The sequence below is a fragment of the Streptococcus sp. oral taxon 431 genome, from assembly GCF_023110115.1.
In the GTDB taxonomy this organism is placed as follows: domain Bacteria; phylum Bacillota; class Bacilli; order Lactobacillales; family Streptococcaceae; genus Streptococcus.
The window spans coordinates 440,205-460,458 of sequence record NZ_JALDVP010000001.1 but is presented as its reverse complement, the minus strand read 5'-3'; the positions used below and the strand labels follow the sequence as shown (position 1 = coordinate 460,458).

26 protein-coding genes and 1 tRNA gene are annotated in these 20,254 nt (G+C 37.5%); 22 read left to right on the top strand and 5 right to left on the bottom strand.

The annotated features are described in order from the left end of the window. The first annotated feature begins 18 nt into the window (after positions 1-18). The 6 genes from atpF to M1F91_RS02500 all read left to right on the top strand — a co-directional run bounded on the left by atpF (position 19) and on the right by M1F91_RS02500 (position 5,381). The gene (atpF, locus tag M1F91_RS02525; protein ID WP_006148662.1) at positions 19-513 is read left to right on the top strand and encodes a F0F1 ATP synthase subunit B; all 495 of its coding nucleotides are present in this window, start codon (positions 19-21) and stop codon (positions 511-513) included. Further along, positions 513-1,049 (top strand): F0F1 ATP synthase subunit delta, encoded by a 537-nt coding sequence (locus M1F91_RS02520; protein WP_074324169.1) that lies wholly within the window; start codon positions 513-515, stop codon positions 1,047-1,049. Before atpF ends, M1F91_RS02520 begins: the two co-directional genes overlap by 1 nt. Before the next feature lie 14 nt (positions 1,050-1,063). After that, positions 1,064-2,569: a F0F1 ATP synthase subunit alpha gene (atpA, locus tag M1F91_RS02515; protein ID WP_004253321.1), complete on the top strand. Its 1,506-nt coding sequence runs from the start codon at positions 1,064-1,066 to the stop codon at positions 2,567-2,569. A 15-nt stretch (positions 2,570-2,584) separates the two neighbouring features. After that, a complete protein-coding gene (locus M1F91_RS02510; protein ID WP_004253324.1) occupies positions 2,585-3,463 on the top strand; it encodes a F0F1 ATP synthase subunit gamma in 879 nt (292 codons plus the stop codon). An 81-nt stretch (positions 3,464-3,544) separates the two neighbouring features. Continuing rightward, the gene (gene atpD, locus M1F91_RS02505) at positions 3,545-4,951 is read left to right on the top strand and encodes a F0F1 ATP synthase subunit beta (protein WP_004253325.1); all 1,407 of its coding nucleotides are present in this window, start codon (positions 3,545-3,547) and stop codon (positions 4,949-4,951) included. A gap of 10 nt (positions 4,952-4,961) precedes the next feature. After that, complete coding sequence (locus M1F91_RS02500) at positions 4,962-5,381, top strand: F0F1 ATP synthase subunit epsilon (protein WP_006148659.1); 420 nt, start codon at positions 4,962-4,964, stop codon at positions 5,379-5,381. Positions 5,382-5,423: 42 nt separating this feature from the next. On the opposite strand, the gene M1F91_RS02495 is transcribed toward M1F91_RS02500, so the two are convergent. After that, positions 5,424-6,437, bottom strand: a complete 1,014-nt coding sequence (locus tag M1F91_RS02495; RefSeq protein WP_247912503.1) for a lactonase family protein — start codon at positions 6,435-6,437, stop codon at positions 5,424-5,426. A 188-nt stretch (positions 6,438-6,625) separates the two neighbouring features. Here M1F91_RS02495 and M1F91_RS02490 point away from each other — a divergent pair, with 188 nt between their 5' ends. The 4 genes from M1F91_RS02490 (at position 6,626) to M1F91_RS02475 (ending at position 10,400) form a co-directional block, all read left to right on the top strand. Next, the gene (locus M1F91_RS02490; RefSeq protein ID WP_247912502.1) at positions 6,626-7,789 is read left to right on the top strand and encodes an AI-2E family transporter; all 1,164 of its coding nucleotides are present in this window, start codon (positions 6,626-6,628) and stop codon (positions 7,787-7,789) included. Beyond that, entirely contained in the window at positions 7,779-9,011 is a 1,233-nt protein-coding gene (locus M1F91_RS02485) for a tetratricopeptide repeat protein (RefSeq protein ID WP_247912501.1), read from the top strand. The genes M1F91_RS02490 and M1F91_RS02485 overlap by 11 nt, the downstream gene beginning before the upstream one ends. Positions 9,012-9,180: 169 nt before the next feature. After that, entirely contained in the window at positions 9,181-10,017 is an 837-nt protein-coding gene (locus M1F91_RS02480; RefSeq protein ID WP_049495720.1) for a DegV family protein, read from the top strand. 107 nt (positions 10,018-10,124) lie between these two features. After that, positions 10,125-10,400, top strand: a complete 276-nt coding sequence (locus M1F91_RS02475; protein ID WP_004253345.1) for an HU family DNA-binding protein — start codon at positions 10,125-10,127, stop codon at positions 10,398-10,400. Between the two features lie 212 nt (positions 10,401-10,612). Here the strand turns inward: M1F91_RS02475 and M1F91_RS02470 are convergent, their stop codons facing one another. Together M1F91_RS02470 and M1F91_RS02465 are read right to left on the bottom strand one after the other, a co-directional pair. Next, complete coding sequence (locus M1F91_RS02470) at positions 10,613-10,855, bottom strand: type B 50S ribosomal protein L31 (RefSeq protein WP_004253349.1); 243 nt, start codon at positions 10,853-10,855, stop codon at positions 10,613-10,615. 92 nt (positions 10,856-10,947) lie between these two features. Further along, positions 10,948-11,886 (bottom strand): bifunctional oligoribonuclease/PAP phosphatase NrnA, encoded by a 939-nt coding sequence (locus tag M1F91_RS02465; protein WP_223332909.1) that lies wholly within the window; start codon positions 11,884-11,886, stop codon positions 10,948-10,950. Between the two features lie 103 nt (positions 11,887-11,989). Between M1F91_RS02465 and M1F91_RS02460 the strand changes: the two genes are divergently transcribed. The 9 genes from M1F91_RS02460 to M1F91_RS02420 all read left to right on the top strand — a co-directional run bounded on the left by M1F91_RS02460 (position 11,990) and on the right by M1F91_RS02420 (position 15,248). Beyond that, positions 11,990-12,433, top strand: a complete 444-nt coding sequence (locus M1F91_RS02460; RefSeq protein ID WP_247912500.1) for a flavodoxin — start codon at positions 11,990-11,992, stop codon at positions 12,431-12,433. Positions 12,434-12,547: 114 nt separating this feature from the next. Continuing rightward, on the top strand, positions 12,548-12,814 hold the full coding sequence (locus M1F91_RS02455; RefSeq protein WP_247912499.1) for a chorismate mutase: 267 nt from the start codon (positions 12,548-12,550) through the stop codon (positions 12,812-12,814). Beyond that, a complete protein-coding gene (crcB, locus tag M1F91_RS02450) occupies positions 12,811-13,185 on the top strand; it encodes a fluoride efflux transporter CrcB (RefSeq protein ID WP_247912498.1) in 375 nt (124 codons plus the stop codon). Before M1F91_RS02455 ends, crcB (M1F91_RS02450) begins: the two co-directional genes overlap by 4 nt. Further along, entirely contained in the window at positions 13,179-13,508 is a 330-nt protein-coding gene (gene crcB, locus M1F91_RS02445; RefSeq protein ID WP_247912497.1) for a fluoride efflux transporter CrcB, read from the top strand. The genes crcB (M1F91_RS02450) and crcB (M1F91_RS02445) overlap by 7 nt, the downstream gene beginning before the upstream one ends. Positions 13,509-13,626: 118 nt before the next feature. After that, positions 13,627-13,974: a 50S ribosomal protein L19 gene (gene rplS / locus M1F91_RS02440; protein WP_001068670.1), complete on the top strand. Its 348-nt coding sequence runs from the start codon at positions 13,627-13,629 to the stop codon at positions 13,972-13,974. Between the two features lie 43 nt (positions 13,975-14,017). Further along, positions 14,018-14,089 (top strand) — tRNA-Arg (locus M1F91_RS02435). 265 nt (positions 14,090-14,354) lie between these two features. After that, a complete protein-coding gene (locus M1F91_RS02430) occupies positions 14,355-14,690 on the top strand; it encodes a type II toxin-antitoxin system RelB/DinJ family antitoxin (protein ID WP_247912496.1) in 336 nt (111 codons plus the stop codon). Next, complete coding sequence (locus M1F91_RS02425) at positions 14,683-14,970, top strand: type II toxin-antitoxin system mRNA interferase toxin, RelE/StbE family (RefSeq protein WP_060805787.1); 288 nt, start codon at positions 14,683-14,685, stop codon at positions 14,968-14,970. Before M1F91_RS02430 ends, M1F91_RS02425 begins: the two co-directional genes overlap by 8 nt. Positions 14,971-14,981: 11 nt before the next feature. Then, on the top strand, positions 14,982-15,248 hold the full coding sequence (locus M1F91_RS02420; RefSeq protein ID WP_247912495.1) for a hypothetical protein: 267 nt from the start codon (positions 14,982-14,984) through the stop codon (positions 15,246-15,248). A 107-nt stretch (positions 15,249-15,355) separates the two neighbouring features. Here M1F91_RS02420 and M1F91_RS02415 read toward each other — a convergent pair whose 3' ends face one another. Together M1F91_RS02415 and M1F91_RS02410 are read right to left on the bottom strand one after the other, a co-directional pair. Next, positions 15,356-15,781: an ImmA/IrrE family metallo-endopeptidase gene (locus M1F91_RS02415; protein ID WP_247912494.1), complete on the bottom strand. Its 426-nt coding sequence runs from the start codon at positions 15,779-15,781 to the stop codon at positions 15,356-15,358. 1 nt (position 15,782) lies between these two features. Next, on the bottom strand, positions 15,783-16,115 hold the full coding sequence (locus M1F91_RS02410) for a helix-turn-helix transcriptional regulator (RefSeq protein ID WP_247912493.1): 333 nt from the start codon (positions 16,113-16,115) through the stop codon (positions 15,783-15,785). 1,493 nt (positions 16,116-17,608) lie between these two features. On the opposite strand from M1F91_RS02410, the gene M1F91_RS02405 reads away from it, so the two are divergent. From M1F91_RS02405 to M1F91_RS02395, 3 genes are all read left to right on the top strand, one after another. Beyond that, complete coding sequence (locus tag M1F91_RS02405) at positions 17,609-19,414, top strand: putative cross-wall-targeting lipoprotein signal domain-containing proteiin (RefSeq protein WP_247912492.1); 1,806 nt, start codon at positions 17,609-17,611, stop codon at positions 19,412-19,414. Between the two features lie 79 nt (positions 19,415-19,493). Further along, positions 19,494-19,802 carry a hypothetical protein gene (locus M1F91_RS02400; RefSeq protein ID WP_247912491.1) on the top strand — a complete coding sequence of 103 codons (309 nt, stop codon included), beginning with the start codon at positions 19,494-19,496 and terminating at the stop codon, positions 19,800-19,802. A gap of 20 nt (positions 19,803-19,822) precedes the next feature. Beyond that, positions 19,823-20,248 carry a hypothetical protein gene (locus M1F91_RS02395; protein WP_247912490.1) on the top strand — a complete coding sequence of 142 codons (426 nt, stop codon included), beginning with the start codon at positions 19,823-19,825 and terminating at the stop codon, positions 20,246-20,248. Positions 20,249-20,254: the final 6 nt, after the last annotated feature.

Below are 20,254 nucleotides of genomic sequence, written 5' to 3'. Positions count from 1 at the left end.
GTAGAGGAGGATTAGAAGATGGATTTAACTATTAGTACCATTATTGGTGACTTTATTCTGATCGCTGGTTCCTTCCTTTTATTGATCTTTTTAGTGAAGAAATATGCTTGGGGAAATATTACCAGTGTCTTAGATGAACGCGCTGAAAAGATTTCTTCAGATATTGATGGTGCCGAGGAAGCCCGTAAAAAGGCAGAGGAACTTGCTAGCAAACGCGAAGCTGAGTTAGCAGGAAGCCGTACCGAAGCTAAAACGATTATCGAGAATGCAAAGGAAACAGCTGAGAAAAGTAAAGCTGATATTTTGGCCGAAGCTAAACTTGAAGCAGGGCGCTTAAAAGAAAAAGCCAACCAAGAAATTGCTCAAAATAAAGCTGAAGCTTTACAAAGTGTTAAGGGAGATGTGGCAGACTTGACAATCAGTCTAGCTGGAAAAATTATCTCTCAAAACCTTGACGGTCAGGCCCATAAAGAACTCATTGATCAGTATATCGATCAGCTAGGAGAAGCTTAATGGACAAAAAGACTCTAAAGGTAATTGAAAAATACAGCATGCCTTTTGTCCAATTGGTGATTGAAAAAGGAGAAGAAGACTCTATTTTTTCAGACTTGTCTCAAATCAAGCAATTAGCTGAAGAAACAGGCTTACCTTCTTTTTTAGCTCAGGTGGCAGTAGATGAGTCGGATAAAGAAAAAACGGTTCGTTTTTTCCAGGACTCTGTGTCACCTTTAGTACAAAACTTTATCGAGGTTCTACTTTACAATCACAGATCAAACCTGTTTTATGATGTGATTGTAGATTGCTTGAATCGTCTTGAAAAAGAAACCAATCGTTTTGAAGTGACTATTTTGTCTGCACATCCTTTGACTGGTGAACAAAAAGAACGACTAATTCCTCTAATCGAGAAAAAGATGTCTCTAAAAGTTCGTAGCATTAAGGAAAAAATTGACGATAGTTTAATCGGTGGTTTTGTTATTTTTGCCAATCACAAGACAATTGATGTGAGTATTAAACAACAACTTAAAGTTGTTAAGGAAAATTTGAAATAGAAAGTGGTGTTCTTTTGGCAATTAACGCACAAGAAATCAGCGCTTTAATTAAGCAACAAATTGAAAATTTCAAACCCAATTTTGATGTGACTGAAACAGGTGTTGTAACCTATATTGGTGACGGGATTGCGCGTGCTCATGGTCTTGAAAATGCCATGAGTGGTGAGCTGTTGATTTTTGAAAACGGCTCTTATGGTATGGCGCAAAACTTGGAATCAACAGATGTCGGTATTATCATTCTTGGAGACTTTACAGATATCCGTGAAGGCGATACAATTCGTCGTACAGGGAAAATCATGGAAGTTCCAGTTGGTGATAGCTTGATTGGACGTGTAGTCGATCCCCTTGGTCGTCCTGTAGACGGTTTGGGACCGATTAATACAGACAAGACTCGTCCAGTTGAAGCACCAGCTCCTGGTGTTATGCAACGTAAGTCTGTCTCAGAACCATTGCAAACAGGTTTGAAAGCTATTGACGCCCTTGTTCCAATCGGTCGTGGCCAACGTGAGTTGATCATTGGTGACCGTCAAACAGGGAAGACAACTATCGCTATTGACGCTATCTTGAACCAAAAAGGTCAAGATATGATTTGTATCTATGTAGCGATTGGACAAAAAGAATCAACAGTTCGTACACAAGTAGAAACACTTCGTCAGTACGGTGCCTTAGATTACACAATCGTTGTGACAGCCTCAGCTTCACAACCTTCTCCCTTGCTCTTCCTTGCTCCTTATGCAGGGGTTGCTATGGCAGAAGAGTTCATGTACCAAGGGAAGCATGTCTTGATCGTTTATGATGACCTATCTAAACAAGCGGTAGCTTATCGTGAACTTTCTCTCTTGCTCCGTCGTCCACCAGGTCGTGAGGCCTTCCCAGGGGATGTCTTCTACCTTCACAGCCGTCTACTTGAGCGTTCTGCTAAAGTTTCAGATGAGCTTGGTGGTGGATCTATCACGGCTCTTCCATTTATCGAGACCCAAGCAGGAGATATCTCAGCTTATATCGCGACAAACGTAATCTCTATTACGGATGGACAAATCTTTCTAAGTGATAGCCTCTTTAATGCGGGTATTCGTCCAGCTATTGATGCGGGTTCTTCTGTATCTCGTGTTGGTGGTTCAGCTCAGATTAAAGCCATGAAGAAGGTTGCTGGTACTCTTCGTATCGACCTTGCTTCATACCGAGAGTTGGAAGCCTTCACTAAATTTGGTTCAGACTTGGATGCAGCTACACAGGCTAAATTGAACCGTGGTCGTCGTACTGTAGAAGTATTGAAACAACCTGTTCATAAACCACTACCTGTTGAGAAACAAGTAACCATTCTGTATGCCTTGACTCATGGATTCTTGGATACTATATCAGTTGATGATATTGTTCGTTTTGAGGAAGAATTCCATGCCTTCTTTGATGCGCAACATCCAGAGATTTTGGAAACTATTCGTGAAACAAAAGACTTGCCAGAAGAAGCAGTCTTGGATGCTGCGATTACTGAGTTTCTCAACCAATCCAGCTTCCAATAAGAATAGAGGTGTCAGATGGCAGTATCTCTAAATGATATTAAAACAAAAATCGCCTCAACGAAAAATACTAGTCAAATTACTAACGCCATGCAGATGGTTTCTGCAGCTAAGTTAGGTCGTTCTGAAGAAGCTGCACGCAACTTCCAGATTTATGCTCAAAAAGTCCGTAAACTCCTTACAGATATCCTTCACGGTGATGGTGCTGGCGGATCAACAAATCCAATGTTGATTAGTCGCCCTGTCAAGAAAACAGGCTATATCGTCATTACATCTGACCGTGGTCTTGTTGGAGGATATAACTCTTCAATCTTGAAGGCTGTCATGGAACTGCAACAAGAATACCATCCATCAGGTGATGATTTTGAAGTCATCTGTATCGGTGGTATGGGAGCAGACTTCTTTAAAGCTCGTGGTATTCAGCCAATTTATGAATTGCGTGGTCTCGCAAGTCAACCAAGCTTCGATGAAGTTCGTAAGATTATTTCAAAAACCATTGAAATGTATCAAAATGAACTTTTCGATGAGCTCTATGTTTGCTACAACCACCACGTGAATACACTGACAAGTCAAATGCGTGTGGAGCAGATGCTTCCAATTGTCGACTTGGACCCAAATGAAGCAGATGATAACTACAGCTTGACATTTGAGCTTGAAACAAGTCGTGAAGAAATCTTGGATCAACTATTGCCACAGTTTGCAGAAAGTATGATTTACGGTGCTATTATTGATGCCAAGACAGCTGAAAATGCGGCAGGGATGACGGCTATGCAAACAGCTACAGATAATGCTAAAAAAGTTATCAATGATTTGACTATCCAGTATAACCGTGCCAGACAGGCGGCGATTACACAAGAAATTACAGAAATCGTAGCAGGAGCTAGTGCTTTAGAATAAAGCAATATTGCTCAGAGAAATGAACTTAGGACCTAGTTGAGCTAGGAACCGACAGTATCTTATACAGAATAGGAGAAGTAGATGAGTTCAGGTAAAATTGCTCAGGTTATCGGTCCCGTTGTAGACGTCATGTTTGCAGCAGGTGAGAAACTACCAGAGATTAATAATGCACTTGTCGTCTACAAAAATGACGAAAGAAAAACAAAAATCGTCCTTGAAGTAGCCTTGGAGTTGGGAGATGGTATGATTCGTACCATCGCTATGGAATCAACTGATGGCTTGACCCGTGGTTTGGAAGTATTGGACACAGGTCGTCCAATCTCAGTACCAGTTGGGAAAGAAACTCTAGGACGTGTCTTCAACGTTTTGGGAGATACCATTGACTTGGAAGCTCCTTTTGGTGAAGATGCAGAGCGTCAGCCAATTCATAAAAAAGCACCAACTTTTGATGAATTGTCTACCTCTTCAGAAATTCTAGAAACAGGGATCAAGGTTATCGACCTTCTTGCCCCTTACCTTAAAGGTGGTAAGGTCGGACTCTTCGGTGGTGCCGGAGTAGGTAAGACCGTATTGATCCAAGAATTGATTCACAACATTGCCCAAGAACACGGTGGGATCTCAGTATTTACTGGTGTTGGGGAACGTACTCGTGAAGGGAACGACCTCTACTGGGAAATGAAAGAATCAGGCGTTATCGAAAAAACAGCCATGGTATTTGGTCAGATGAATGAGCCACCAGGAGCACGTATGCGTGTTGCCCTTACTGGTTTGACAATCGCTGAATACTTCCGTGATGTAGAAGGTCAAGACGTTCTTCTCTTCATTGACAACATTTTCCGTTTCACACAAGCTGGTTCAGAAGTATCTGCCCTTTTGGGTCGTATGCCTTCAGCCGTTGGTTATCAACCAACCCTCGCAACGGAAATGGGTCAATTGCAAGAACGTATCACGTCAACCAAGAAGGGTTCTGTAACCTCTATCCAGGCCATCTACGTGCCAGCGGATGACTATACTGACCCAGCGCCAGCAACAGCCTTCGCTCACTTGGACTCAACAACTAACTTGGAACGTAAATTGGTTCAATTGGGGATTTACCCAGCCGTTGACCCACTTGCTTCCAGCTCACGTGCCTTGGCACCTGAAATTGTTGGAGAAGAGCATTATGCAGTAGCTGCAGAAGTGAAACGTGTGCTTCAACGTTACCATGAGTTGCAAGATATCATCGCCATCCTTGGTATGGATGAACTTTCTGATGAAGAAAAGACTTTGGTTGCTCGTGCACGCCGTATTCAGTTCTTCTTGTCACAAAACTTCAACGTTGCGGAACAATTTACAGGTCAACCAGGATCTTATGTTCCAGTAGCTGAAACTGTTCGTGGCTTCAAGGAAATTCTTGACGGTAAACACGATCACCTTCCAGAAGATGCCTTCCGTGGAGTAGGTTCAATCGAAGATGTTATTGCTAAGGCTGAAAAAATGGGATTTTAAGAGGTGATCTATGGCACATTTAACTGTCCAGATCGTGACACCAGATGGCCTCGTCTATGATCACCATGCCAGCTTTGTATCGGTACGAACTCTGGATGGTGAGATGGGGATCTTGCCACGACATGAAAATATGATTGCGGTTCTAGCAGTTGATGAAGTAAAGGTTAAACGCATCGATGATGATACTCATGTGAACTGGATTGCAGTAAACGGAGGAATCATTGAGATTGCTAATAATGTCATTACCATTATTGCTGACTCAGCTGAACGTGCGCGCGATATTGATGTTAGTCGTGCAGAACGTGCTAAACTTCGTGCAGAACGTGAAATCGAAGAAGCACAAGACAAACACTTAATCGACCAAGAGCGCCGTGCTAAAATTGCATTGCAACGTGCTATTAACCGTATCAATGTCGGAAATAAATTATAAAATAAAAAATGAACTTGTAAAACAAGTTCATTTTTTTATGCCCTATTTATTGAAACTTATGCAGACTGCTTCAGGAACATGAAATTCATTAGAGAGTTCTGCCAGTCTACCAGTTTGAGGATTGCGCTTAAAGACAGTCGCGTTATCAGAATCCTGGTGAACAGCGATAAGGAATTCTTGGTCAGGTGACAAATCAAAATCACGTGGATTTTTCCCATTGGTTGGAACAATCTCTAATAATTCCAAGCTTCCATCTGCTAAAATGCTATAAACAGCGATAGAATCATGGCCTCGATTAGAAGCGTAGAGGAATTTGCCATCTTTAGAAAGACGAATAGCCGCAGTACCATTAAAACCACTATAGTCATCTGGTAAGGTTGAAATGACCTGCATTTGTTCAAATTCTCCAACACCATCGTAAATCAATACTTCAATCGTACTATTGAGTTCACAGATGAGATAAGCAATTTTGTAGTGGTGGTGGAAAACAAGGTGACGAGCACCAGCACCGGGATTACAATTATAAGTTGCTAGTTTCGTCAACTTTCCTTCTAGATTGACATCATAGGTAATAACCTCGTCAGTACCTAAGTCACAAGTTACCAAATATTGGTCTGGTGTTAAATCGGTGTAGTGTACGTGGGGAGAAGCTTGGTTTTCATGTGGACCATGGCCAGTGTGTTGAACTTTGTCTGCCAATTCAAGACAGCCATCTTCTTTACGTTTGTAGACTAGAACTTGACCTTTATGATAGTTAGAGCCATAGACTAGACTCCGTGTCTCATCGACTGCAACGTAGCAGTGAGGAGCACCTTCTTCAACGACGTGATTCAGGAGGGCACCATCAGTTTTGTATGCTGCGATTCCACCTTTGTCATCGTGGCTTCCGACAGTATAGAGATGCTGATGCTGATCAAAGGCTAGGTAGGTTGGACTTGGCTCGGTTGCAAATAGTTCTAGATTTGAGAGTTTGCCAGTCTCAGTATCAAAATCAGCCTTGTAAATCCCTTGAGAAATACGTCGTGTATAGGTTCCAAAATATACTATTTCTTTCATATTCATACCTCTAGAAAAAGATAATTCAATTATAACATAAAAAGGCCTGCTTGATGAAAAATCTAAGTCAGAAAAAACAGCTCTTCCCTTGTCAAGAAGACAAATTTATCCCTTGCTAAAAGACTATAAAAAACCCTTATTTTTCTTAAAACATGGTATAATGTTAGGACAAAGGAAAGGAAGAAAAAATGGAACAAAAAGAGAAACACTTTACCTTATCTTGGTTTTTTAAATGGTTTTTAGACAATAAAGCGACCACTGTTTTCTTGGTGACCTTGTTATTAGGTCTCAATATTTTTATTCTCAGTAAAATTAGCTTTTTATTTTTCCCAGTTATAGACTTTTTATCAGTAGTGATGTTGCCGGTTATTTTATCGGGTCTACTTTTTTACCTCTTAAATCCACTAGTAGATCTGATGGAGAAGTACAAGATTAACCGTGTCTTAGCCATTAGTATTATCTTTATCATTATTGCCATACTCTTGATTATTGGACTAGCCGTTGCAATTCCAAACCTTCAACGTCAAGTAGTAATTTTTGCGCAAAATGTCCCAAGTTATCTCGAGGATGCTGATAGAGTCATTAATGACCTTGTAACCAAGCGTTTGCCAGATGACTTTAGACCCCAACTGGAGCAAGTTTTAGCTAATTTTTCAACACAGGCAACTGCTTGGGCAAGTAATATTTCTTCTAAGGCTGTTAACTGGGTGAGTGCTCTTATCAGTGGAACGTCACAGGTCATTGTCGCTCTGATCATCATGCCATTTATGCTCTTTTATCTCCTTCGAGACGGAAAAGGACTTAGAGACTATATTACTCAATTCTTACCAAATAAATTGAGAGAACCAGTTGGTAAGGTTCTTTCAGAAGTCAATCAACAACTTTCCAATTATGTTCGAGGGCAAATTACAGTGGCTGTAATCGTAGCTATCATGTTTATTATCTTCTTTAAGATTATTGGACTTCGTTATGCTGTTACTTTAGGTATTACAGCCGGTTTTCTCAATTTAGTTCCTTATCTAGGTAGTTTTCTTGCAATGATTCCAGCTCTTGTTTTGGGTTTGATTGCTGGTCCTGTTATGCTCTTAAAAGTTATTATCGTTTTCATTGTAGAGCAAACTATTGAAGGACGTTTTGTTTCTCCACTGATTTTGGGTAGTCAATTAAATATTCACCCAATTACTATTCTTTTTGTACTGTTAACTTCAGGATCCATGTTTGGTATTTGGGGTGTATTGCTAGGTATTCCAATCTACGCTTCCGCAAAAGTAGTCATCTCAGCAATTTTTGATTGGTATAAAGGAGTTAGTGGACTTTATGAACCAGTAGAGGAGACTGAAGGTGAACAATAGTCAACAAATGCTCGAAGCCTTGGAGCAACAAGATTTATCAAGAGCTGATTCTTTTTTCCAAAAAGCCCTAGAAGAAGATTCAGATGAAGTTCTTCTTGAACTTGCTGCATATCTCGAAGGGATTGGTTTCTATCCACAGGCAGCACAAATCTATGAGAAATTAGCGCCGAAATTTCCAGAAGTCAACATCAATCTAGCTGCAATAGCTGGTGAGGATGGATTGATTGAGGAGGCTTTTGATTATTTAGAGAATATTGGTCCGGAAAGTGAATGGTACGTATCAGCTCTTGCCTTAAAAGCAGATTTATATCAGATGGAAGGATTGACAGATGTTGCGCGTGAGAAGCTCTTAGAAGCTCGTAGCTACTCTGATGATCCTCTCCTGATATTTGGACTAGCCGAGCTAGATAGCGAGCTAGGAAACGATTTAGAAGCCATTAAAGGCTATGCTCAATTAGATAATCGTGCTATCTATGATCAAACAGGAATTTCGACTTATCAGAGAATAGGTCTTGCTTATGCACGTTTAGGTAAGTTTGAATCTGCAATAGAATTTTTAGAAAAAGCCTTAGAATTAGAATATGATGACCAAACAGCCTTTGAGCTTGCGAGTCTCTATTTTGACCAAGAAGACTACCAGAAAGCCGTACTATACTTTAAACAACTAGACACTATTTCTCCAGATTTTGAGGGGTATGAATATGGTTATAGTCAAGCCCTTCATAAAGAGCATCAGACAGAAGAGGCTCTTAAAATAGCTCAACAGGGCTTGTCAAAAAATCCTTTTGAAACTCGGCTCTTACTCCTTGCATCTCAGCTATCTTATGAGTTGCATCAACCTGAGCAAGCAGAAGCTTATCTGATTCAAGCACAAGAAAATGCTGATGACCAGGAAGAGATTTTGCTACGCTTAGCTACCATCTACCAAGAACAAGAAAGATACGAAGACATTCTAGCTTTAGCAGTCTATGAACCTGAAAATGTCTTGACTAAATGGATGATTGCTCGAAGCTATCAAGAAACTGAAGAATTAGATGCAGCATATGATCTCTATAAGGAACTTGCTACTGAACTCAAGGATAATCCAGAGTTTTTGGAACAGTTTATTTATTTGTTAAGAGAGTTAGGTAAGCTAGAAGAAGCAAAAGACTACATTCAATCCTATCTACAATTAGTACCCGATGATTTACAAATGCAAGATTTGTATGATTATTTATCTTAAATACAAAAGATAATCACCAAGCAAGGTGATTTTCTTTTTTTATTAAAAAGAAGTATAAATTGCTTTAAATTTAGGTGGATTGAGTATGAACTTTTAGTATTTTTTTGATATAATTGTTATAGTTATAAGTTGAATAATCAACAATAGTAAAAATAGAAAGATTGGCAAAATGACAAAAGTAAAAATTGTAACGGATTCTTCGGTTACTATTGAACCGGAAGTGGTTAAAGAATTTGATATTACTGTTGTTCCACTATCTGTAATGATTGATAGTGTCCTTTATTCAGATGCAGATCTTGAAGAAGGAGAATTTCTTCGCTTGATGCAAGCTAGTAAAAATCTTCCTAAGACTAGTCAACCACCAGTGGGACTCTTTGCAGAAATTTTTGATGATTTGGGTAAGGATGGTAGTCAGATTCTAGCTATTCACATGTCCCATGCTTTATCAGGAACTGTTGAAGCGGCTCGTCAAGGAGCAAGTTTGTCAACAGCAGATGTCACTGTTTTGGATAGTTCATTCACAGATCAGGCCTTGAAGTTCCAAGTTGTGGAAGCTGCTAAACTAGCTCAAGAAGGAAAAGACCTTGAAACTATTCTAACCCATGTAGAGGACGTAAAAAATCACACTGAACTCTACATCGGTGTTTCAACTTTAGAAAATCTTGTAAAAGGTGGTCGAATTGGCCGTGTTACTGGTTTGCTGAGCTCTTTACTGAATATTCGAGTAGTTATGCAAATGAAAGACCATGAGCTTCAACCGATTGTCAAAGGACGTGGTTCAAAAACCTTTAAGAAATGGTTGGATGAGTTAGTAGCCACTCTTTCAAATCGTTCAGTAGCTGAGATTGGTATTTCTTATGCAGGTACAAATGAATTTGCAAACGAGATGAAAGCTGTTCTACAACCTTACGTTGAAAAACCAATTTCAGTTCTAGAAACAGGCTCAATTATCCAAACTCACACCGGAGAAAACGCCTGGGCGATCTTAATTCGCTATAATTCCTAAAAAAATGAAGAAAAATCAATAAAAACGTGTTTTTGACTTGACCTAAAAGCAATTTTAGGTTATGATTATAAGTGTTAATTAGAAATAATTTTGGAGGATTCATTAACATGGCAAACAAACAAGATTTGATCGCTAAAGTAGCAGAAGCTACAGAATTGACTAAGAAAGATTCAGCAGCAGCAGTTGACGCTGTATTCGCAGCTGTAACTGAATTCCTTTCAGCTGGTGAAAAAGTTCAATTGATCGGTTTTGGTAACTTCGAAGTTCGTAAACGTGCAGCTCGTAAAGGTCGCAACCCACAAACTGGTAAAGAAATCAAAATCAAAGCTTCTAAAGTTCCAGCATTCAAAGCTGGTAAAGCTCTTAAAGAAGCAGTTAAATAATGATTTTATAAAAAACCTATTAATCAAGCGTCAAGCTTGGTTCGTAGGTTTTTTTATTTTGTAGAGGACTTGTTACGAAAGTAGAAGTAGAAATAAGAATTTGGACTATTATAAGCTATAAAAAAATTAAAGCTTGAAAAAATAAAGGAAACAAAAAAACAACTCCGAATCGAAGTTGTTTTCGTTTAACCGTATACAAGTGATGCGGTTGATTATTTGAGACCGTATTTTTTGTTGAAACGATCCACGCGTCCATCTGCTTGAGTGAACTTTTGACGTCCAGTGTAGAATGGGTGTGAGTCTGATGAAATTTCCACACGGATCAATGGGTAAGTTTCGCCTTCGAACTCAACTGTTTCGCTAGAGCGTTTTGTTGAACCGCTAAGGAATTTGTAACCAGTAGTTGTGTCCATGAAGACAACTGGGCGATATTCTGGATGGATATCTTTTTTCATTTTGCAATATTTCCTTTCTGCCATGGTCTCTTTGCGAGCCATAGATTGTTACCATACTAGTCTATCAGATTCTGAAAAGTTTGGCAAGCTTTTTATCTATTTTTCAGCAAGTTTTTTAATTTTTGGTAGATGAGCTCATTCTCTTCTAAACTATAGGAATTTGCTCCACTAGCAAGAGGATGTCCACCGCCATCATGTTCTTTTGCAACTTCATTGATTGGGACAAATTTACTGCGAAGACGTACGCGGTAGTGACCATCTGCTTGCTCCACAAAGATTCCCCAAAGGCTAACAGTATCAATACGGCCTGGAGCTCCAACGATAGCTGCTGTTTCCGCATCAGTAACGTCGTATTTCTTCAAGATTTCTTGGGTGAGAATGACACGTGCAGCACCATTTTCATCAACTTCTAAGTGATCATAGACATAACCCTGGAGTTTGGCAATCTTAAAGCTCATAGTATCCATTTTACGAGTTAATTCAGCGTAGTCAAAGTTATGTTCTCTGAGTTGACTTGCGATACGAAGCGTGCGTGCAGAAGTAGAAGGGTAGAGAAAACGACCGGTATCACCAATAATTCCAGCGCAGAGCATTTTAGCAGCATAGTCGGATAATTCTAAGTTAGTTGCTTCAGCAAAGAGAGCAATCATCTCACTCGCACTACTAGAGTTCGTGTCTACCCAAACAAGATCGCCGTAGACTTCGTCATTTGGATGATGGTCAATTTTGATAATTGACTCAGCATTAAGATATCGTTTATCATCAATACGTGCTGTGTTTGCTGTATCACAGATAATGGCAAGTGCACCTTGATAGTCTGTGTCCTCTACCTGATCCATTTTAGCAAGCCAAGTTAAGGTTGGCTCATTAAAACCAACTACTTTTATCGTTTTTTCTGGAAAATGATGCTCAAGCAAGGCTTTTAAACCTACCTGACTCCCCAGAGCGTCAGGATCTGGTTTCATATGACGGTGGATGATAATAGTATTGTATGCTTTAATTTTTTCTAAAATTTGGTGACAAATTTCCATAATGAACCTCAATTCTTTCTCATTTCATTGTAGCACAAGAGTTTTTATTTTTAAAATGAAAAAGATGTGATATAATGGAGAAAGATTAATTGAGGAGGACCTTATGGCATTAGCAAAAATTGTATTTGCCAGTATGACCGGTAATACTGAAGAAATCGCTGATATTGTAGCAGATAAATTAAGAGAATGTGGTTTAGAAGTGGATGTTGATGAGTGTACAACCGTTGACGCTTCTGACTTTTTAGAAGCAGACATCACCATTGTCGCAACCTATACCTACGGAGATGGAGAATTACCAGATGAGATGATGGACTTCTACGAAGATCTAGCAGACCTCAACTTGAGCGGTAAAATCTATGGTGTAGTCGGATCAGGTGATACTTTCTACGATGAATTCTGTAAAGCTGTTGATGACTTCGACCGAGTATTTATAGCTACTGGAGCTGAAAAGGGTTCAGAGTGCGTTAAAGTTGACCTTTCTGCCGAGGAAGAAGATATTGAACGCTTGGAGCAATTCGCGGAAGAATTAGCTGCTAAAGTAGGATAAGCATGAAGTGCACTGATGAAAATTGTCAGTGCAGTTTTTATTAAACAGGATTAGGACTTTACTAGCCTATTTAGTGCTTTTTTGGTACAATAGTTCAATTAAAAAGGAGACTCTATGGATTTAGATAATATTCGAAAAGAAATCGATAAAATCGATGACCAGATCGTTCAACTTTTAGAAGAGAGGATGCATTTAGTTGAAGGAGTAGTTGCCTATAAAAAAGCTTCAGGAAAACCTATTCTAGATACTAAAAGAGAAGAAGTTATCTTTGAAAAAGTCAAAAATCGTGTAGGCAATAAAAAATACGAAGATACAATTGTTGAGACTTTTTCAGATATTCTCAAACGTTCACGTGATTATCAGGATAAAACGATCAAATGAAAAAAGAAAAATTTTACCCTCTAGGAATCTTTCTAGCTGGTATGCTGGGAGGAATTGTGCGTTTTCAGATTTCGAGATGGTTGCCATCTAGTCCAGACTTCCCTTGGGGAACACTAGTAGTCAACTATTTAGGAATTTTTTGCCTTGTCTACCTTGTAAAAGGTTATCTGGTTTATAAGGGAAGTAGTAAAGGTACTATTCTAGCGCTTGGAACAGGATTCTGTGGTGGCCTAACGACATTTTCTAGTCTCCTATTAGATGCTGTGAAATTGCTGGACACAGGGCGGTACCTTAGTTTGGTGACGTATTTGATTTTGAGCATCGGCGGTGGGCTTCTATTTGCTTATTGTCTAGGGAGGAAGAAATGGTAGTATTTTATCTAGCGCTTGCTTGTGGACTGGGTGCTCTTGTTCGTTATTTCTTTTCCAGTTATAATCAGGGTTCAGTACTGCCTCTAGGAACACTCATAGCTAATCTTCTAGGTTGTTTTTTGATTGGATTATGCTATAACCATGTGGAGTCAAAAGAAGTCTATCTTATTCTTGCAACTGGTTTTTGTGGTGGTTTGACTACTTTCTCAACTTTGAATGATGAACTCCAAAGACTGATCAATGACAAGAAGGCATTTTATAGTTATTTATTATTAACCTACTTGCTTGGTTTTCTTGCAATTTTTTTGGGAATTTTGCTTTAAATTTCTTTACTTTTTCTAGGAAATTTGATAAACTGTATCTTGTGTGTAATGGACGCACAAAAATACAGTTTATCCGCTGAGGAAGTTTCCTCAAGATTGACAAAGATAGGAGAATAAAATGAATCCATTAATCCAAAGCTTGACTGAAGGTCAACTTCGTACAGATATCCCTTCATTCCGTCCTGGTGACACTGTTCGTGTACACGCGAAAGTTGTCGAAGGAAACCGTGAACGTGTTCAGATCTTTGAAGGTGTTGTTATTGCACGTAAAGGTGCTGGCATCTCAGAAAACTACACAGTTCGTAAAATCTCTAACGGTGTAGGTGTTGAACGTATCTTCCCAATCCACACTCCACGTGTTGAAAAGATCGAAGTTGTTCGTTACGGTAAAGTACGTCGTGCGAAATTGTACTACTTGCGTGCTCTTCAAGGTAAGGCAGCTCGTATCAAAGAAATCCGTCGTTAATTCGATGAAAAAAACTCTGCTCATACGGCAGGGTTTTTCTCTAGCTCCCTTAGTTCAATGGATATAACAACTCCCTCCTAAGGAGTAGTTGCAGGTTCGATTCCTGCAGGGGGCATTTTAAGAAGCGTAAAGAAACATAAAGAATATTCAAAGTGTTTATTTATAGGCAATCATCACAATTTAGTTTTTTAAAATAGGATAGTATATTTTGTTTTTTTGACCAAACGTTGACCAAAATTTGACCAAAAAATGAATTAAATATAAAATTAAGTGGATCATATAGCTGGTCTATTTTATTTTGTGTTTAATATGTATAAAAACTTGAATTGTCTATCTAAAAGTGATACAATAGATATAAAAGATAAAAAAGGAGAATTGCTATGTCACAAATTGCTGTAAGAGTAGATGATAAATTAAAAAAAGAAGCGACTGAAGTTTTTAGTGAATTGGGTTTGGATATGACAACTGCTGTGAAGTTATTTTTGAAGCAAAGTGTGTTGACGAGAAGTATTCCGTTTGAGTTAAAACTTGATTCAGATTATGAAATTGAGTTAGAAAATGGTGATTATATTCGTACAAGAAATATAGATGAATATAATGAAGTTACTCAGAAGGCTTTTAAAGAGAGTATTAGTAAATATAAAAATGAGGGAATAACAAAAAGTACCGAAAGTGTAGATGATTATTTTGAAAGAATGGTAAGAGAAAATGCTTAGTTATGAGTTTTCCAATAGATACAATAAAGATTTGGCTAAAATAATTAAGCGTGGAATAGATATAACTCCTATCAATGAAGCTGTTAAGAAGATAATAAATGATGAAGAGTTGGGTTATGAATATAAAAAGCATGTTTTAGAGCCTAGAAAAAGAATACCTAAGCTGTGGGAAATTCATATTGGGGGTAGGAAGTCAGATTTGCTTATGATTTATTATTACCTAGAAAGAGGTACACATGTTGTATTTGAGCGTGTAGGTACACATTCGGATTTGTTTTAAGGAGATAGAATATGGAAATTAAAGAAATAAATTATCACGATAGACTTCCAAAAACGATGAATTCGAGATTTAATTACTTTGTGAAGGATTTTTTGAAAGAGTATTCTGATCAGTTGGATAAGTTGGATTCGGGTTCAAATATGTCAATTACAAAAGAGTATGATGCAGACTTAGAAGTCTATTTTGTTAAATTTTTGTTTAGTAGATTACCAGGTTCTTTTAATGAATTATTTGTATCTTGTAATGGTGAACTTTGGGGTACTGTAATTTTAGAATAAAAAGCGAAGGAAAATTAAATGTTCCTGGATATTTAATTCGCTTTTGGGGTCAAAATAGGCAACCAGGTATTTGAAAAATATTCGGAAATAGAAAAAATAACACTATCTTAGATAATGTTATTTTTTTTGTTTTCATTATAAAATTGTGTAGCTATTTCTTGCACGTAGACCTCGTAAGTGCTTGGTATACCTGCATTTTTGAGATAGTCATGGTAGTTGAATTGTTCATCTATCGGATACTCGCTGTTGATTAAGCTCATAAAGTTAAGAATTCTTCCTTTTTCAGCTCTGGTTTCGATGCGTTGTGAGAAGGTATCGATATGAGCAAGGGAGTTATGCGAATCATCATTCAGTAAGTGCTGCTTCTCGTGTAGTAGGATATTGATTTTTTCTATATCTGTAGTGTCAGAACGTAGAAAGATGAAGTGTTGATTGTTTACAAAAAGATAACGACCTTTTGTTTCTAAATGGTCTAACAAGACAACCTTGCAGTCTAGGGCTTCGATTTCTTCTATGACTTTTCTTAGTTCCATACTATTTCTTATTTGAAAAATATTCGTTTAGATAATTCTTAATAATTTCTCTATCGTGATCTGTGATAGGTGTACCATCATAAGCAACTGAATTATCAATAGCAGAATCAAGGTCAATATCTGAATCAGGATCAGGAATATCAGTTTTACCTAACAGGTAGTCGGTAGATACATTGTAAAAATCTGCAAGTTTTTGCATTGTTTCTATATTGATCTTTTTCTTACCACTTTCAAATTGTTGGTATGCTGGTTGAGTTATATTTAAGAAATTAGCAATTTCTTTTTGTGTGTATTTTTCTTGTTGTCTTAGCTTTTTTAGTCGATCATAAAACATATTTACTCCTTTTTAAAATTTTTTAAAAAAATTTTAAAAAAACTATTGACAAAATAAGCTATGGGTTATATAATAGATATATAAGCAATAGCTTATAAGAATTAAGTATTGATTTCTTAATTCAAGTCCATTGAAAATTTAATAAAAAACGTGTCAGACAACAACGAAGCATTGACTAACACGATTAAATGTAGCAATTTAATTATACGTGAATTTTAGGAAAATGTCAAGTTGGTCTGATAGTAGATGTAGTTTGTGGAGTTTAGCTAAAAAAATTAGAATGGCTCCTGAACCTTTAAAGACAAACCAATCTAATTTTTTTAGCTAGATTCCGTAAACTATATCTATTAGTCAATATTGATCACGTTGGGTTTTTCGTCCTTTCGCCTGAGTAGATAAGAAAAGGGAACTGACGGCTGTGGTGCAGTCAATGATACTTTGTAGAGGTAGCTAGAGTGAGATAGTGAGGCTATATCGTATGGTCGGTGTGTAAGATGAATGTCTTGCTAATGCCTTTGGGTAAGGAAGAGGGGGTATTGAGTTATCCTTAAATCTGTGACCTTGGCGAAGGGAGTAAGCTATAAAGCTGAAAGTGTGCGAAGATAAGAGCATACACAAAAAAGATTAACAAGAAAAGGCTTTGAAATATAAGCCTTTTTATTTTTACTCAAAAAAGGAAATTAACAATAAAATTTATTGTTAGTTTTCACAAGAGAATAGTTATTATTCTTTTATGTGAATTAACAATAGAAAGAAAGAGGGTATTTTTATAAGAGAATTTTTTGAAGGTTATTTTCTTTTCCTAAAAAAAGGAATGAAGTTTTGGTTAGAATATCATTTGAAGCTGTTAAGAGTTTTATTAGTAGCTTTTAGTATGGTGTTAGTTGATTTTCTAATTTATCAGTTTTTCTATTTGATATTTAGTAATAATACTGTTGGTGTATTCTTTTTAATTTTATTATTGATTTTATTAGATAGTTTTGTAATGTATGCGATATGTCGTGAATATTGATTGAAAGAGGTGTGTTAAGATCGTATCTATTGAGTGGAAGGGAGAAGATGATGTAAGAACATATTCAGAAGAATGGATTCGTAGGGAATATCTGCGAATATATAGTAGGTTTTGTTGGAATCTAAAAATTTATGCCCACGTTAAGAGGGGTGCTGATGTTTATGTATCGTCTAAAAAATGTTGTGAAGATTTGTATAGGAAGTTATATGCTATGGGTCAATTAACGAATACATTTTACCGTAAGATTGATAATCGTATTGATCGTACTTATAACCATTTTTTAGAAACAGGAGAAATTATTGAATTTCATTAAATAGTTGTTAGTTGTAGTAAGTCGGTGTATATCGGCTTTTTTGTTTAGAGAAAAGGAGAAAATATGACAGTATTTATCTATAAACGGTCACGTTCACCATCTAATGAATGAGATCGAAAAAGAAAAAACATTATTTAAAATAAAAAAAAGAAAAAGGAGAAAAAATTAATGTTTAAATCTAATGAATTTAAGGCTTACGGATCAATCCGTAAAACGAAAGTAGCTGGTACTTGTGGAGTTATTTTGGCTCTTGCTATGATGGCTATGGTAACTAATGGGAATGTATCTGCTGACGAAGTAAAACCTTCAACTCCTGCAACTACTGAAGTTGCTAAACCTGCTTCACCTACCGAAGCACCTAAAACAGAAGCAAAAGCTGATTCAAAAGCAGAAGCTAAAAAAGAAGAAACAGTAAAACCTGTTGAATCTGCTGATCTTGATTCTACTGTGAAAAAAGCGCAAGAAGCTGGTATCAAGGTAACTGAAAAAGAAAAAGTTGGTTATGATACCGAAGATCAGGCAAAAGCTGATGAAAAAGCGCAAGTAGCAGAAATTGATAAGAAGATTGCTGAGAAAAAGCAAAATACTAAAGCAATCAATGAAGCTAAAGCGCAAAACAGTAAAATCAATGCTGATAACAAGTCTGTTATGGAAAAAGCTGGTTTGAAACATACAGGTGATTATCCGAAGGATAAGAAAGCTGTTGAAGGCTACAATGCGCAAGCTAAGAAGGAAAATCAAACAAACGAAGCTAAATTCAAAAATGAAAAGCTGGAAGCTGAGAAAATCAAGGCTAAAGACAAAGCTATCATGGAAAAAGTTGGATTGAAATTCACTGGTAACTATGCGCAAGATCAAAAAGCTGTTGATCAATGGAATAAGGCTAACGCTGGTAAGGTTATCAAGTCAATTCAAACTGGTTTGACTGCAACTGCTAAAACAACTTTTGAAGTTGTTTCAGGTGCTTCTAAAGTCACTCCTCCTGCTTATACAGCTAACGTGATTCAAGGCTATGCTCGTAACACTAACTTGGACGCAAACTTTGATAATGTGTTCCTTTTTGATGACAAGAGTGGTACTGCTAAAATCAAGGTAAAAAACACTTCTAATGGTGATGTTACCTTAACATTTAGTGGTGTTACTCCATCGGCTGAATCAGGCTTCATTCGTAGCTATGTTGCTCTATGGGCTGGTGAAGATGGTGGTATCGGTTATGGTGTCTTTATCTCTGCTGGTGCTGGTGAAGCTAATGGTGGAGGTGGTGTTGACGGTCAAGCTGGTGGTGGTGCTTCAGGTGCTTACCTTAATGATCGTCAAGGCTGGGTGAAAATGGTCACTATTGGAGTTGAAACAGATTCTAATAATGTAAGTGAAGTAACTGTCAATGATGTTGATAGTAACCAGGTGATTGATGTTTCAAAACTTGATGGAGCGAAAGTGACAACTGGTAAGAACATTTCACAAAGTGGTAACTCATTTACTGCGAATGATTCTGCGCAAAGTCAAAGTACAGCAGGGGTGCTTGATTCTAATGGTATTGGCTGGTCATTTGCAAAAGGTCAAAAGATTAACTTTAGCTTCATTCATTCAAATACTGCTGATACCTCATATTCAATCGTAGGTGGATTGTTCGGACGTGCTTCACAAAAAGAAATTAAGCAAGAGCCTATTTCTATTGAGAAATACAATGATCCTAAATACACTCCTAAACCATTGATTTCAATTAAGCCTTATGTGCCTGTTCCTAAACAAAAACAAGTTGAAGTGGAATACCACAAGGCCTACGTTAAAGAAAAACCTGTAACTCCTGAAAAACCAAAAGAAGAAAAACCTGTAACTCCTGAAAAACCAAAAGAGCAGAAGTCTGAATTACCGAATACTGGTACTGCTGAATCTTCACTTGGTCTTGCTGGTGTAGTTGGTGTGCTTGCAACTGTGCTTGGTGTTGCTGGTCTTAAACGTAAAGAAGATTAGTCTATCTGTGAAGGGCGATTAAAACAGGAAAATCTCCCTTTTTAATTTGTGAAAATAAATATTTAAAGAGGTGTAAAAAATGGCAAAAATTAAAAAAATCCCTGTTGGGTTGGAAGCGATTGGAACAAAAGTTGTTGTCAATCCAAAATTCCGTGAAGTTGTGAGTGGAAACGGAGAAAATTTTGTTCCTTTCCGTGAGTTTGAATTGTCAGGAGATCAACAAAATAGCGTGACTGTTCGTGTCTATGGAGTAAATAATTCTGATATTCCGAAGGCTAAAGGCTTGACTGTTGTTAAGTCTGTATCAGGACTTAATTTTGTAACTCGCTTGGTTGGTCGAAAAGAAGAAATTCAATTTGAAGCAAGTGAATTGCGCTTTGAAAAATAAGAAAAGGAGAAAATGAAAAAATGGCTTTTAACATTCGTAAATTTAACAATGCAGAAATTCCTGTAAATGTGAAGGAAAAATTCGGTACACTTACTTTTCTTGGTTTTGATGAAAACTGGAAAATGGTAGAAGGTGAAGCTGTTGATTATCCTACTCATGCCGAAGTGTTCTCTGACAAAATGCAAGAAACTATTGCGATCAAGCTGGAAGAAGGTATTTCAGTAGAAGATATTCCGTTCATGTCGGAAGTTGAAATTGTAGGACAAGCTACAATTTGGATCTATGATTATGAAGATACTGTGTATCGTGGCAATAACAATGTGTCTGAAATTAAGGCGCTTGCTTTCTCATTGCGTGCTGAAAACATTAAGCGTGTTGGTGCCGGTGTAACTCCACAACCTAAACAAGAGCAGAAGCAAGAACAAAAACAAGAGCATAAAGCTTAGTTGGTA